The organism is Paenibacillus thiaminolyticus (assembly GCF_003591545.1).
Taxonomy (GTDB): Bacteria; Bacillota; Bacilli; order Paenibacillales; family Paenibacillaceae; genus Paenibacillus_B; species Paenibacillus_B thiaminolyticus_A.
Map to the genome: position 1 here is coordinate 1 of NZ_QYZD01000041.1, position 13,979 is coordinate 13,979.

The following is a 13,979-nucleotide window of genomic DNA, read 5'->3' on the forward strand; positions in this document are numbered from 1 at the left end:
GGGATTTTATAAGTGTTTGAATTTAGAGGTAATAAAGAGATCGTATGTATCATTCAACCTTATATTATCACCAATCCCAATCAATGTAAATATCAAGGATCGATTAATTATTTTTTCTTCAAGGAGTATATTATTTATAAAAAATGGGTATTTGTCTAAAAAGCGGAGAATAAGACCACCCGATGGCCCGTCGGTTCAATTACAATCATGGACGATAGTGTCAAGGAACAGTTGCCTTATCAAGTTTAGTATAGCTTGCTTCGGTGTCTATTCTGTTCGAAAAGCATCAACGAACTAAAAAACGAGCCTGTCTTGGAAAACCCTCGACCAGCTCGTTTTGCCTAGAAAAACTATCCTACCTCTCAGTTTGAAGAACCTGCATAGAAGCCCAACTCATCCTGCTTGCGAAACCGCAGCCCATCTGCAAGAACAGCCGGATTACTTCGACGACAAGCGGCGCTCGATATAGGAGTCGAACGCGGTCTTGATGACCGCCACCACAGGCACCGCGATGAACATCCCGATGAGCCCGAAGAAGCCGCCCCCGATAATAATCGCGAAAATAATCCACAGCGGGCCAATGCCCACCTTGTTCCCGATGACCTTCGGGCCGATATAATAGCCGTCCAGCTGCTGGATAATGAATATAAACAGCACATTCCACAGCGCCTGCATCGGGGATACGAACAAGGTGATCAGACCGACAAACAGCATGCCGATGAACGGTCCGAAATAAGGAATGACATTCGTGACGCCCACGACGAGCGCGGCTAGCAGCGCAAACGGCGATTGTAGAATCAGCAGCCCCACAAATACGATAGAACCGATAATCATCGCATCCAAAATGACTCCCACAAAGTATTGAGAAAAGGTCGTATCAATTCGTTTGACGAAGTCAACTATCGATGCCGCCCGGCTCTGTCCCAACAGGGCGACCAGAATCTTCTGCGTGCCACGGCCAATCGCTTCCTTGTCCTTCAGCAGATAGATAGAGACGATGAAGCCGATGACGAGATTCAGCAGCGTCGTCGTGATCGACAGCAGACCAGACAGCAAATTGTTCAGAATGAGCCGGACGAACTCGCTGATCTGGCTGGAAGCGGACGAGAGGAACTCCCCGACTCTGGCATCGATTCCGGATTGGGCGAACCATTCCTGCTCCAGTACGTGGCCGCGTACCCACTGCTCTGTCCCCGCGATATATTGGGGCAAGCCCGCGAGCAGCGTGCTTACGCTGTCAATAATTCTCGGGGTGATGACCGTAATTACGATGAAGATCAGCCCGAGGAACAGCGTATAGACAATCAGAATGCTGTACAGCCTGCGCAGCCGCTGCCGGGAGAACAGCCTCGCCTCCAGCGCGTTGACCAGCGGCCGGAGCAAATAAGCGATAAAAAACGCAATGAAAAAAGGCGTCATCATGGACATCAGCGTAGAGAAAAATTGCAGGACGCCCCCAATATTGTCCACCAGCTTATACAGCAGCAGACCCGCGGTGAACAGGCCCAAATAGTACAATGTTTTGCGATCCTTGAACATCGTTCCCTCCTGAACTTCTTCGTGGTGTAGGTTGCCGTATGTTCCGGACGGCAGGCCGGTATAGTAGCGAATCAAGAGGACTTTTTGCTCTTCTCTTTGTCTTTATCCTTGTCCTTGTCCTTCGCCATGCGCTTCTCCAGATCGTCAATCAGCTTCTCGGCCAGACGCTTATACGTATTCGCCTGATGAATAAAGGTTAATACGGCCAGCAGCGTGAAGGCTTGGTTCTCTCCGGCCGAAGCCACCGCTTCGGTCTGAGCCGACACGGCACTCTCCAACTGAGGAACCTGCTCCTCCTTCAACCGCAGGAACTGCTCGTACACCTTCCATCCGTCCACGTCCTCCCGGTGAAGCGTGCCCTGGAACAACGTTTTGATGTCACCGATGGACAGCGTCTGCTTCAAATGATAAATCAACGCCATTTGAATGATATGCTCGGGAGAATACTTCTTATTCTTCGCCGGAAGCAGCAGTTTGTCCTTGGTGTAATTGTTGATCATCGTCTTGGTCAGCAGCTTGTCCTCGGGATGCCGCTTCGTCGGCTCCAGCACGCTTTCGAACAACGTGATGACCTGGTCCATATATAGATCGAGCTTCGGGATTTCCGCCGGCTCGATGTCCGGCATGCCCGCGATGCCCCGGTACAAGGCTTCGATATGCTCCTTCGCGGTTGCGTCTTCCATGTCTTCCTCTCCTTCATGCATGGGGGCCCAGCGGAAATGATGCTGTCCCGTTCATTTCTCCATACTACCATATGAAAAAGACAAGAGGCTACAATGCAAAAGACTCTTCTATTTACTTCTACAAATCACATGTTATAATTCATATATAACATGATGTAGTTTTCATTACTACATAGGCATCTTTCGTTAGCTCATTCGATGCGCGGACACGCGGCCATCATAAATAAAGCAAGGTATTCGGATACTATTTCATGGGAGGTTCGATTGGATATGGAAAAGCCATGCAATATCGTCTTGTACGGCGATTCGATTGCGAAAGGGATCGTGTACGATGAAGAGAAGGGCAGATACGCGAAGCTGACGGATAGCTTCGGGCAGCTCGTTCAGCGCCGCCTGAACGGGATCGTGACGAACGCAGGGCGATTCGGCTGCGTCATTACGAAGGGAGCCGAGAAGCTGAAGCAGGATGTCCTGAGCCGGCGCCCGGATATCGTGCTGCTTGAATTCGGGGGCAATGATTGCGACTTCGATTGGGAAAAGATCGCCCGGCAGCCTGGGGATTTTCATGAGCCGAACACGGATCTGGAGCGCTACACGCAGACGTTGAAGGACATGATCCGCACCTTGAAGGACCACGGGATCGTTCCAGTGCTGATGTCCTTGCCGCCGCTGGACGCGGATCGGTATTTCCGGTGGGTCAGCAAGAACGACGACTCCGCCGCCGCCAACATCCTATCCTGGCTGGGCAGTGTCAGCCGGATTTATTGGTGGCATGAACGCTACAATGCCGCTATCATCCGCGTCGCAGAGGAGATGAATACGCGCTGGATCGACGTGAGAGGCGCGTTCCTGCGGGCCTTCGATTACCGGACCTACCTGTGCGCCGATGGAATTCACCCGAACGAGCAAGGCCACCAGGTGATTGCCCAGGAGCTGATGAGCTATTTGGAAAGCCGTTACTGCCATTTGTTGAAATGAAATGTATCGCTTACCACGGGAAATAAGCCGGATGAACGTCTATGCAAGGCGATCACCCGGCTTGCTTGGTTTACTCGATATCCGGCTTATCCGTGCCGGGAAGCCGGTAAGTCGTCCACTCCTGCGGCAGCAGCTGACAGTAGGGCGGCTGCAAGAACCGGTCGTCGATCAGCACCAGCGTCCCGGTATCCCGCTCCGAACGGATCAGCCTTCCTCCGGCCTGCAGCACCTTGTTCATCCCGGGATAGACATAGGCATAGTTGTACCCGTTTTTTCCCGTACGATTGACGTATTCCCGAATAATGTTCCGCTCCAGGCCGAGCTGAGGCAGGCCGACGCCAACGACGATGACGCCTGTCAGCCGGTCTCCCTGCAAGTCGACCCCCTCCGAGAATACGCCGCCGAGCACGGCGAACCCGACCAGGGTGCCTGCCCGATCCGGCTGGAAAGCATCCAGGAACCGCTCCCGTTCCTCCTCTGTCATGCGCGCCTCCTGCACCAACGTATCAACCGGGCTTCCTTCCGTCAGGAAGGCTTCGTACACCTCCTGCAAGTACGGATACGAAGGGAAGAACACCAAATAATTGCCGCTCCGCTCCTCGACCACGCGACGAATCGTCTGCACGAGCGGCAGCTTCGTCCGTTCCCGATCCCGGTACCGGGTCGAGAGCGGGTGCAGCCGCACATCCCACTGCTCCTGGGCGAACGGGGAAGGAAGGGAGAGCGTGTAGTCCTTTTCCCGATTGCTGCCCAGCAGGTCCATATAATACGACATCGGCGTCAAGGTCGCGGAGAAGCGGACAATCGATCGGTACCGCTTGCCCGACTGAGCGAGCAGGAAGGACGGATCGAGACAGAATAGCTTGATCCGAACCTCATTGCGCTCGACTTCGGCGTACGTCGTGAATCGCTCATCGTAGATCTTCGCGATGCGGATGAAGGTTGATGCGGCGAAATAGGCGTCGAGAAGCATCGTGTGGGCCGGCGAGCTGCTGCCGCCCAGCAGCACCGGTTCGGCTTGAGCGACGAATCCGTCCAGCAGCGCCAGCAGCTCTTCGGGCAGCTCCATGTCCATCAGGCTGCCCTGATCCGCACACCGCTTCCGCAAGGCGATGAAATAGGCATTCACTGCATCGGCTGCGTCGTGGATCGCTCGATTCACTCCCTTGAACTCGCGCTTCAGCTGCAGGAACGCGGACTTGACCAGCTCGGCCGAGTACATGTCCCGCGCCCGGTCGACGAGATTATGCGCCTCATCGATCAGGAGCGCCGTCTCCTTCTTCTGCTCTTCCGCCCACCGCTTCATCGAGACGCGCGGATCGAACACATAATTATAATCGCAAATGACCGCATCAGCCGCATACGCGAGATCGAGCGAAAATTCAAACGGGCATACCCGGTGCTTGCGGGCGTACTCTTCAATGACCGGACGGGTCATCTGCGTCTCATGTGTCAAAATATCCATGATTGCGCCGTTAATCCGGTCATAATAGCCGTCGGCATATTCGCAATAATCCGGCTGGCAGCGGGTCTCCTCCTGGAAGCAGATCTTATCCTTGGCCGTCAACGTAACCGATTGCATGCAGAGTCCCTTCGATGCCAGCCGCGCGCAGGCATCCTCGGCAGCCGCGCGCGTCGTCGTCTTGGCCGTAATATAGAGAATCCGCCGGATCAGCCCTTCTCCCATCGCCTTGACCGCAGGGTACAAGGTCGACATCGTCTTGCCGATGCCAGTCGGCGCCATGGCGAACAGGCCGCTTCCCTGTGCGATCGACGTATATACGGCGCCGGCCAGCTTCCGCTGCCCTGCCCGGTACGTGTCGAACGGGAACGGCAGCTCCCGGATGCTCTCCTGCCGCCGCTGCTCGTGTCCCCGCCGCATCGCCGCGTACGGCGCATACCGTCCGATAACGTCCAGCACGAAGGCCTCCAGCTCGGCGAAGGTCAGCTCCCGCTTGAATCGCTTCGCCTCTTCCGTGCGGACATGGACATAGGTCAGCTGCACCGCCATCCGATCGCGGCCATGCTCCTTCGCATACATATAGGCGTAACAGCAAGCCTGCGCCCAATGCACGGGATGCGCATCCTCCGTAATCAGGCTGACATCCCCCGATGTCGACTTAATCTCGTCTATCGTCTCCTCGCCGGACAGAAGCAGGCCGTCACAGCGGCCGTCAATCTTGAAGCACAGATCGCCGTACCGGATGTCGGCCTGCAAATACACTTCCTTTTGGTCCGTCTCTCCGTAGCTTCCCTGCACCCGCTGATGGGCCTTCGTCCCGTCCGTCATCGAGCTGGCGGCCCGGAAGCCGCTGTCGATGCTGCCGCTCAGGAACACATGCTCTACCAGCGAACGTACGGATAATTGTATCGTATACGTCATCGCATTCTCCCGATTCCTGTCATTGCCTGAATCTGTAACTCATTATCCCGATTATAACGCAATTCAGGCCGCAGTGCCGGATGCGCAGCGTTCCCGATCGCGCGGCAGATGCCGCGTCTCCCCCGTAGCCCCCCCAGCCGCCTGCAGCCGCTTGCAGCTAGTCCTCCTGTATCCAGCGGCGTGCAGAAAGCCGTCTCCAGCAAGCCCTTCTGCAGCGAGCTCTTCTGCAGTTTTTCTGCAGGCAGCTCTTCTTCAGGCAGCCCGTCTTCAGCGAACTGGACGAGCAGCTCACTTCAATCCCGGACCTGCTGCTTCCAGCCCACGCACATACGTATGAAGCATCCGCTTCAAGCTCTCATCCCGCTCCAGCTCCATGCGGAAGCCCTGTTTCATCTCGAGCGTAGCGAAGCCATGCAGCAGGCTGCGCAGACCGCGCACGACATGGAAGGCATCGGCCTGCTCATACTTGTATTCGCCAAGCACATCGAGCAGCAGCTCTAATATCGAGTCAGATGCGGCTTGAATATCCGGGTTATTGAAATCAGGCGGCGATATCGTCGCTTCGTATACTCCCGGATGCTGGCGGACGAAGTTGACGTATGCGAACCCGATTGCGTCGATGGCTGCCTCGCCCGATTTCCCGACCGCCGCGCGCGCCAGCGACTCTCTCAGTTGCAGCAGGCCGTAATACGCCAGCCCGGTGCGCAGCCCCGGTAGCCCCTGAACATGATTGTACAGCGAAGGCGACTTGATGCCGAGCCGCTCCGCAACCGCGGCCAGCGTCACTTGGCTGAGGCCGTCCGCATCTGCAATCTCTGCGGCGGTGTGCACAATTAGTGATCGATCAATGGATTTCCTTGGCATGATGCTGATTCCTCCATACATGTTCTGCCTCTTGAATCGCCTTGTCGATTGCTGCCGCTGGGTGCGGCAGCATCGGCCCATGGCCGGCCGCCAGCAAGGTCGGCTCCAATGCGCGCAGCTTGCGCGCGCTCGCAATCGATTCCCCCAAGTTCCAGGTGGCGAACGCCGGGAACGGGAACCGCAGCTTCAACTTCCCGGACACAGCCACGCCGCCCTGCGTTTGGAAGGCATCACCGGCAATAAGTGCTCGGCTGCGCGTGTCGAGGAAAGCCATCAGCCCTGGCGTATGTCCCGGCGCGGCGACGGCAAGCAAGGAGCCGATGCGATCGCCATCGCGCAGCAGCCGATCCGGCACCGTCTTGACCGAAGCCGGCACCCCGCCGCGAATCGGCGTCTCGGGCTCCCCCGGCTCCAGCGAGCGGTCGCCGCGCAGCAGCTTGGCATCCCGCTGCGAGATAGATACCTCGGCTTGCGGCAAGGCCCCCTTCAACGCATCCAGTGAACCGACATGGTCGTCATGGGCATGCGTCAAGACGATCCGGGTAATCGGCTTGCCCAGCTTCGCGGCCGTTCTCAGGATGCCCTTCAGACTAAGGGGCAGCCCAGCATCGATCAAGGTGAGCTCCTTCTCTTCTTCGACCAGATAAACATTTACAGGGAATAGTCCCGGGAACCACGTTAATTGATAGACATGCTCATGGCGGGTTACGCGCATGGCGATCACCTCCGATTGCTTAACTAATTATATTAGTATAATAACTAATGGTATTAGTTTATGCAATTATTTATTTTTCCTCCTCATATATTTTGAGTAAAATGCCTTCTCCGGGAAGTGACATTAGTGAGGCATTGCAGGCTTTGAACGGTGGGATTCATGCAAGGCCGAACAAGAAAGAAACACCCTTCACGGGTATAACTTGACGCTGCGCACCGGCATGGCTTCCATTGTTCGACTTGGCGAGGTTGCCCTGATCTATCCGGCTGGACAGGTTCGCCCGGAGGTTCAATTAGTCCAGGGGGCCAGTTGGTTTAGTTTGTTTGGTTAGTTTAATTTGGTTAGTTTGGTTTGGTAGCTTAGTTTGGTTAGCTTAGTTTGGTTAGCATAGGTTGGTTAGCATAGTTGAGTTAGTTGGTTTAGTTGGTTTAGTTGGTTCAGTTAATTCAGTAAGTTCGGTTGGTTCAGTTAGTAAGTTACTCAGAGTCCATCTTTTCAGCTAGTTTAGTTCGTCAGTTAATGTAGTCAATTTAGTTATTTATCTAGTTTGGGTAGTGTAACGTTCGGCTAGTCCGGTTACTTCAGACGTTTCAGCACGTCCGATTGCCCCAGTTAAGTAAAAATCCTGCATAGCTGCATCAATTTACGCCGGATAGTCATATTTTCGATGCAATTCCTGTAAAATTACAGCTTTTTTCCCTATTTTGTCTACTTTTCAGTCGATAAGGTCGAAATTCCTGCACTTTTGCAGCATTCCGTTCACGGCAGAGACGCCGACCTGCAAATACTGCACTTTTACAGCTTTGCCTCGTCGTTTCCGGGCCGTTCGATGCACCTTGGGGTAGTCGGGGGATCTCGCGGTCCCCGGATACGTCCGCCGATCCCCCTATCCCCTTGGTTTCCCTGGATATCCCGAGTTCCCCTGGATTTCCATTTATGCCCCATGGTTTCCCTAGGTCATCCCGGGTTTCCCCTGAGTTCGCAGGTTCCCCTGATTTTCCTTGGTTCCCCTAAGTTTCTTCGAGTTCCTCTGGGTTCCCCCGAGTTCCCGGGTTCCCCAAAGTCCCCCTGCCCGTCCCCATATGATCCCTCATTGATCCGCGGCCGCTTCCACTTGCGGAATGACCGCTTCATGCAGAAAGCGGTCCAGCTCTGCGGCACCGCTCGCCTGTTGCTCCGGCGTCCAGCCGAGGTGAGCGGCCATCCACTCGATGGCCGGCTGCTTCCATTGCCGGACCCATTCGATGTCGAAGAACAGGGCGCCAGTTCTTCGAATGAAAAAGTCTGCCGGCCTGAGCGCCATCTCTTCCTCCACCGCGTAAGCGAGCGGAACGAGGACTTCGAGTGGAAGGCCGCCGGATGCGGCTTGGTCGCGATACCGCTCCGCCAGCGCGAAGAGACGGTCCGCATTCGAGCCGTACATGCGAGCCCACCGCTGGGCCAGCGCGGCATCCAGACCGCGGCGGACGCCCTCCTCCATCTTCGCCTCCACGAAGCCCGGGAAGGAGGAAGAGCCGCCGACATCGCCGCCCGAGATCGGCATCCGCTTCGTCTTGACCGGCACGAACGGGCGGCCGTCTTCCTTCAACAGCCGCTGCATGACAAGATCGACGACCGTCTCCGCCATCTTGCGGTATCCGGTCAGCTTGCCGCCTGCGATCGTGATCAGACCGGAAGGAGACTGCCAGATTTCATCCCGGCGCGAGATCTCGGAGGCACTCTTGCCTTCTTCAAAGATGAGCGGTCTGACCCCGGCCCAGCTCGATTCGATATCGTCGGCGGTCAGCCGCACTGACGGGAACATGAAGGAGATAGCATCCATAATATAATCGCGGTCTTCCTTGGTCATGACAGGATGGGCGGGATCGCCCTTGTAGAACGTGTCGGTAGTGCCGACATACGTCTTGCCGTCACGCGGAATCGCGAAGACCATCCGCCCGTCGGACGTATCGAAATAGATCGCTTGCTTGAGCGGGAACTTCGTCTGGTCGATGACGAGATGCACCCCTTTGGACAATTGCAGATGCTTGCCCGTCTTGGAATGATCCCGGTCGCGAAGCTCATCCACCCATGGGCCCGCCGCATTAATGATGGTCTTGGCATAGAACTCATACTCCTTGCCGTCCACTTGATCCACGACGCGCACGCCGTGCAGCTTCCCATTTTGATAGAGGAAGGAGTCGGCCTTCATATAGTTGAGCGCCATCGCGCCGTGACGCACGGCTTCCTTCATGACTTCGATCGTCAAGCGCGCATCATCCGTCCGGTACTCCACATAATAACCGCCGCCCAGCAAGCCTTCTCGCTTCAGCAGCGGTTCACGCTCTATCGTCTGCTGCCCGGACAGCATGCGCCGGCGCTCGCTATGCTTGACACCGGCGAGGAAGTCATAGACGCGCAAGCCAATGCTTGTGCTGAACTTGCCGAAGGTCCCGCCGCGGTGAATCGGCAGCAGCATCCATTCCGGAGTCGTCACATGAGGACCGTTCTCATAGACGATGGCCCGTTCCTTACCGACCTCGGCTACCGTGCTTATATCGAACTGCTTCAAGTACCGGAGCCCGCCATGCACCAACTTCGTCGAACGGCTGGATGTTCCGGCCGCGAAATCCTGCATCTCGAACAAGGCCGTCGTCAAACCGCGGGTCGCCGCATCGAGCGCGATGCCCGCTCCAGTAATGCCGCCGCCGATTACAATAACGTCCAGCGTCTCCAAGCCCATAGCCTGCGCGATCTGCTCGCGATGTGCAGAAGAGAATATTGTCGTTGCCATAGGTGAACCTCCTCGTTGCAGTTACTGTAAAATATAGGTTGTCTATCCGACAAAAAACTGCAACAACATCACAGCCATAGACTGTAATGTGATTGCAGTTCTCCACGTTCTCCAACTGAATGATTTTATTAACTTGTGCGTCATGATACCCTTGAATCCTACCTGCACGCGATAGCTCAGTTCCCGGCCGAGATCCATCATTCCACGGCTTCGCCATGATCTCAGGAATCCCGGTGTCCCTAGCATATCCGTTGTCCCTGGTGTTCCGGCTTATTTGAATGCTTTGGTAGCCGCAATGGCGGTCTTCCATCCTTCGTACAAGGCTTCCCGCCGCTCCTTCGGCAGCGCCGGCCGGAAGTCGCGTTCGATGCTCCAGAGCGAGGAAATCTCCTCACAGCTCTCCCAGTAGCCGACCGCAAGACCGGCCAGATAGGCTGCTCCCAGCGCGGTCGTCTCGCTGACTTGCGGTCGTTCCACCGGCACGCCCAGCATATCGCTCTGGAACTGCATCAGGAAATTATTGTGCACCGCTCCCCCGTCCACGCGCAGCGTCGTCAATTCAATTGAAGAATCCGCCTCCATCGCCTGAAGCACATCCAGCGTCTGATACGCGAGAGACTCCAGCGTCGCCCGAATCAGATGTTCCTTCGACGTGCCGCGCGTCAAGCCGAAGACGGCGCCCTTCACTTCGCTGTCCCAATATGGCGTCCCTAGCCCGACGAAAGCCGGCACGACGTATACGCCATCGGTCGAATCGACGCGGCTCGCATATTGCTCGCTGTCGGCAGCATCTTTGAACATGCGCAGGCCATCGCGCAGCCACTGTATCGCAGAACCGGCCACGAATACGCTGCCTTCAAGCGCATATTCCACCTTGCCGTCGATACCCCACGCAATCGTCGTCAGCAATCCATGAGAGGATTGTACGGCCTGCTCGCCTGTATTCATAAGCATGAAGCACCCGGTTCCGTAAGTGTTTTTGGCCATTCCCGGGGTGAAGCAGGCTTGCCCGAACAGGGCGGCCTGCTGGTCTCCGGCGATGCCGGCAATCGGAACCCGCTCGCCGAAGAAATGATAGTCGGCCGTCTCTCCGTAGATCTCGGAGGATGAGCGCACCTCAGGCAGCATCTGCTTCGGAATGTCCAGAATCTCCAGCAGCTCATCGTCCCATTTCAGTTCATAGATGTTGTACATCAGCGTACGGGACGCGTTGCTGTAGTCCGTCACATGCGCTTCCCCGTCGGTCAGCTTCCAGATCAGCCACGTATCGATCGTGCCGAACAGCAGCTCCCCGCGTTCCGCTCTCTCTCGGGCGCCCGGAACATGATCAAGTATCCACTTCACCTTCGTACCGGAAAAATAAGAATCGATCAGCAGCCCGGTCTTGGCGCGGAACAGCTCGCTATGTCCCGCCGCTTGGAGTTCGTCGCAGATCGCCTTCGTCTGCCGTGATTGCCATACGATCGCATTATAGATTGGGCGGCCTGACTCCTTATCCCAGACGACGGCCGTCTCGCGCTGATTCGTAATGCCGATGCCGGCGATCTGGATCGGCTTCACGCCCGATTCAATCAGACAAGTCGCAATGACGGCGAGCACGGTTCCCCAGATCTCCTGCGCGTTATGCTCTACCCACCCCGGTTCAGGGAAAATTTGCGTAAACTCTTTTTTGGCCATATGAATAATTTCACCGGATCTGTTGAACAAAATCGCCCTGGAACTGGTCGTCCCCTGATCAATCGATAAAATATACTTCTCCATTACCGATTCCTCCACTTCATATAATTAACTGCACCATGGTCTGCACTGAAGCCCCTATCCTCTTGCGCGCGTGGATACTTTGCCGCCTCGCCGGGAAGTGAGCAATGCGATGACCAAGATGACGAGAACGATCCCGGATACGACCCAGATGAGGGTGTCCGCTTGCCCGAGGAACACCGTTTTGTAGAATAGCCCGCCCAACGCGCCCCCAATCATCGGGCCTGCGACAGGGACCCAGGCATATCCCCAATTGGAACCGCCTTTGCCTGGAATGGGAAGCAGCATATGCATAATTCTGGGGCCGAGGTCGCGCGCGGGATTGATCGCGTACCCGGTCGTTCCGCCCAGCGACAAGCCGATGCTGACAATAAGAAAGCCAACAATGAACGGGCCGATCCCGGCGGTAAGCTCATTAGCGCCAATCGCCAAAATGCCGAGCACGAGAATGAATGTCCCAATGATCTCACTCATCAGATTACCAAAAAGATGCGGAACTGCCGGCCCTGTCGCAAATACGCCCAGCTTGGCAGCCGCGTCCTCCGTCAACTTCCAGTGCGGCAAATAATGCAAATACACGAGGGCGGCTCCCGCCATGGCGCCGAGAAGCTGCGCCGCGATATAGGCGGGCACATCCGCCCAAGGAAATGTCCCAATCAGAGCCATTCCTACCGTCAGCGCCGGATTCAGATGCGCCCCGCTGATCGGACCGACCGCATAGGCCGCCATCGCGACGGCCAGCCCCCAGCCCATCGCGATGACGATCCAGCCCGAATTCGCCGCATAGGAACGCTTCAAGGATACGCCCGCGCATACACCTCCTCCTAGCGCAATCAAAATCATCGTCCCAATCAGTTCCCCCAAAAATGCTGACATCCCAAGTCCCCCTTGATTTTGAGTCAATAAATAGCATTATTCGACGGGAACGCAAAAAAGACCTACCTATCCATCCACGCGATAACTCTCCAAATTTAGAGAGCAATCAGCGTGTCTGCAAGTAGATCTCCATGTCTCCGCAACATCATTAACTTAGTTCACAGTTTATTCTATTTTGGAAGCGGTGTCAAATGGTTTTTTCACATTTTAGGCACATTTTTCGTTCCAGGACCATGCTAGGCCCGGCTCAATTCATCGGTAATCAGAGCGCGACGCCCTCCTCGATCCGTTCCTCCGCCACTTTGGAGACATTCAATTTCATGATTTTCTCGGGGTAGTAGCTCTCCAGATAATGCTCCTTCATGTCCCCCACATAGACATGCCGCTGCCGAAGCTTGCGTGATCCGGTTCGGCAGCACGATATGAGCCTTCATGCAGACAGACGCGGGATGCACGAACGTCCCCGGCTTCAGGAACGGCTCGGCATGCTTGCTTAAGGAAGTATACAGCCGTCTCGAGTTGCTGATATACGATTCCCTCACCTCGTCGCGATGCCGCTGGAACATGCCGCTCGTAATATAGAGCTCCAGGGCGGCTTGAGAGATCATCGAGCTGTCGAAATCGGTAGTCCGCTTGTGCTGCTGAAAGGCGCCGACAAGCGCATCCGGCAGCACGGCGACCCCGACGCGAAGCCCGGGGAGCATGATTTTGGAGTAGCTTTTCAAGTAGATGACCCGCTGATTCGTATCGTCGTAGTACATCGGCATCTGACCCGCATCCTGCTCGAAATCAGCCAAATAATCGTCCTCGATAATATAGACGTCGTACCGGTTGGCCAGCTCGACAATCCGCTGCTTGTCGGCATTGCTCAATGAGGTCCCCAACGGATTGTGGAAGCGGGGCATCGTGTAAAAATAGCGGACATCCTCTCGCTTGAACAACGCCTCCAGACGAGCAAGGTTGACTCCCCGTGCCGTCCGCTCCACGCCGAGGGCCGGCGTGTTGTGAAGCTTCAGATGCGCCAGGAACAGATGATATCCGGGCTGCTCGACGACGACCTTCGTCTTCCCGTTCGGCAAAGGCATCGCATTCAGCAGCGCCAGCGCCTGCTGCATTCCGGACGTAATGGCGATATTACGCTCGTTCGCAAAGACCTGATACGACTCCAGTTGGGCCGCACCGCCCGTATGAGAGACGGCAGCCCGTTCGGCGTGCCGTATACGAACAATTCCTCCTGATACAGATGGATCGCCTGATTGATGCAATGCTGAAAATGAACATACGGAAACTGCCGCACATTGGGCGCGGAGGCGGCAAAGTCATAACCTTCCGCATTCTCGGCCATCTGCGGCTGCGCCTTTAATTATTCTGTTGCAATCCCGGGGAGAAGCCCCGGGATACGGGTACTGC

The 13,979-nt window shown here is 55.9% G+C and carries 10 protein-coding genes; 1 reads left to right on the forward strand and 9 read right to left on the reverse strand.

Annotated elements, in window-relative coordinates; genetic code table 11:
- Window positions 1-438: 438 nt before the first annotated feature.
- Together DQX05_RS26450 and DQX05_RS26455 are read right to left on the reverse strand one after the other, a co-directional pair.
- On the reverse strand, window positions 439-1,539 hold the full coding sequence (locus DQX05_RS26450; protein WP_119796293.1) for an AI-2E family transporter: 1,101 nt from the start codon (window positions 1,537-1,539) through the stop codon (window positions 439-441).
- Window positions 1,540-1,610: 71 nt separating this feature from the next.
- Window positions 1,611-2,222 carry a DUF1836 domain-containing protein gene (locus tag DQX05_RS26455; protein ID WP_119796294.1) on the reverse strand — a complete coding sequence of 204 codons (612 nt, stop codon included), beginning with the start codon at window positions 2,220-2,222 and terminating at the stop codon, window positions 1,611-1,613.
- A 270-nt stretch (window positions 2,223-2,492) separates the two neighbouring features.
- Between DQX05_RS26455 and DQX05_RS26460 the strand changes: the two genes are divergently transcribed.
- On the forward strand, window positions 2,493-3,200 hold the full coding sequence (locus tag DQX05_RS26460; protein WP_119796295.1) for an SGNH/GDSL hydrolase family protein: 708 nt from the start codon (window positions 2,493-2,495) through the stop codon (window positions 3,198-3,200).
- 70 nt (window positions 3,201-3,270) lie between these two features.
- Here DQX05_RS26460 and DQX05_RS26465 read toward each other — a convergent pair whose 3' ends face one another.
- The 7 genes from DQX05_RS26465 to DQX05_RS26495 form a co-directional block, all read right to left on the reverse strand.
- Window positions 3,271-5,583: an ATP-dependent DNA helicase gene (locus DQX05_RS26465; RefSeq protein WP_119796296.1), complete on the reverse strand. Its 2,313-nt coding sequence runs from the start codon at window positions 5,581-5,583 to the stop codon at window positions 3,271-3,273.
- Window positions 5,584-5,871: 288 nt separating this feature from the next.
- Window positions 5,872-6,447 (reverse strand): TetR/AcrR family transcriptional regulator, encoded by a 576-nt coding sequence (locus tag DQX05_RS26470; protein WP_119796297.1) that lies wholly within the window; start codon window positions 6,445-6,447, stop codon window positions 5,872-5,874.
- The gene (locus DQX05_RS26475) at window positions 6,428-7,162 is read right to left on the reverse strand and encodes an MBL fold metallo-hydrolase (RefSeq protein ID WP_119796298.1); all 735 of its coding nucleotides are present in this window, start codon (window positions 7,160-7,162) and stop codon (window positions 6,428-6,430) included. Before DQX05_RS26475 ends, DQX05_RS26470 begins: the two co-directional genes overlap by 20 nt.
- Window positions 7,163-8,252: 1,090 nt before the next feature.
- Window positions 8,253-9,935 carry a glycerol-3-phosphate dehydrogenase/oxidase gene (locus tag DQX05_RS26480; protein ID WP_119796299.1) on the reverse strand — a complete coding sequence of 561 codons (1,683 nt, stop codon included), beginning with the start codon at window positions 9,933-9,935 and terminating at the stop codon, window positions 8,253-8,255.
- Window positions 9,936-10,205: 270 nt separating this feature from the next.
- Window positions 10,206-11,696: a glycerol kinase GlpK gene (gene glpK / locus DQX05_RS26485; RefSeq protein ID WP_119796300.1), complete on the reverse strand. Its 1,491-nt coding sequence runs from the start codon at window positions 11,694-11,696 to the stop codon at window positions 10,206-10,208.
- A 54-nt stretch (window positions 11,697-11,750) separates the two neighbouring features.
- Complete coding sequence (locus DQX05_RS26490) at window positions 11,751-12,569, reverse strand: MIP/aquaporin family protein (RefSeq protein ID WP_119796301.1); 819 nt, start codon at window positions 12,567-12,569, stop codon at window positions 11,751-11,753.
- A 236-nt stretch (window positions 12,570-12,805) separates the two neighbouring features.
- On the reverse strand, window positions 12,806-13,834 hold the full coding sequence (locus DQX05_RS26495) for an aminotransferase-like domain-containing protein (RefSeq protein WP_147385233.1): 1,029 nt from the start codon (window positions 13,832-13,834) through the stop codon (window positions 12,806-12,808).
- Window positions 13,835-13,979 lie beyond the last annotated feature (145 nt).

Bases quoted from the DNA above. Each gene is read 5' to 3' on its own strand.
- DQX05_RS26475 (WP_119796298.1), bottom strand. From the start codon at position 7,162: ATGCGCGTAACCCGCCATGAGCATGTCTATCAATTAACGTGGTTCCCG.
- DQX05_RS26480 (WP_119796299.1), bottom strand. From the start codon at position 9,935: ATGGCAACGACAATATTCTCTTCTGCACATCGCGAGCAGATCGCGCAG.
- DQX05_RS26470 (WP_119796297.1), bottom strand. From the start codon at position 6,447: ATGCCAAGGAAATCCATTGATCGATCACTAATTGTGCACACCGCCGCA.
- DQX05_RS26455 (WP_119796294.1), bottom strand. From the start codon at position 2,222: ATGGAAGACGCAACCGCGAAGGAGCATATCGAAGCCTTGTACCGGGGC.
- DQX05_RS26465 (WP_119796296.1), bottom strand. From the start codon at position 5,583: ATGACGTATACGATACAATTATCCGTACGTTCGCTGGTAGAGCATGTG.
- DQX05_RS26490 (WP_119796301.1), bottom strand. From the start codon at position 12,569: ATGTCAGCATTTTTGGGGGAACTGATTGGGACGATGATTTTGATTGCG.
- glpK (WP_119796300.1), bottom strand. From the start codon at position 11,696: ATGGAGAAGTATATTTTATCGATTGATCAGGGGACGACCAGTTCCAGG.
- DQX05_RS26460 (WP_119796295.1), top strand. From the start codon at position 2,493: ATGGAAAAGCCATGCAATATCGTCTTGTACGGCGATTCGATTGCGAAA.
- DQX05_RS26450 (WP_119796293.1), bottom strand. From the start codon at position 1,539: ATGTTCAAGGATCGCAAAACATTGTACTATTTGGGCCTGTTCACCGCG.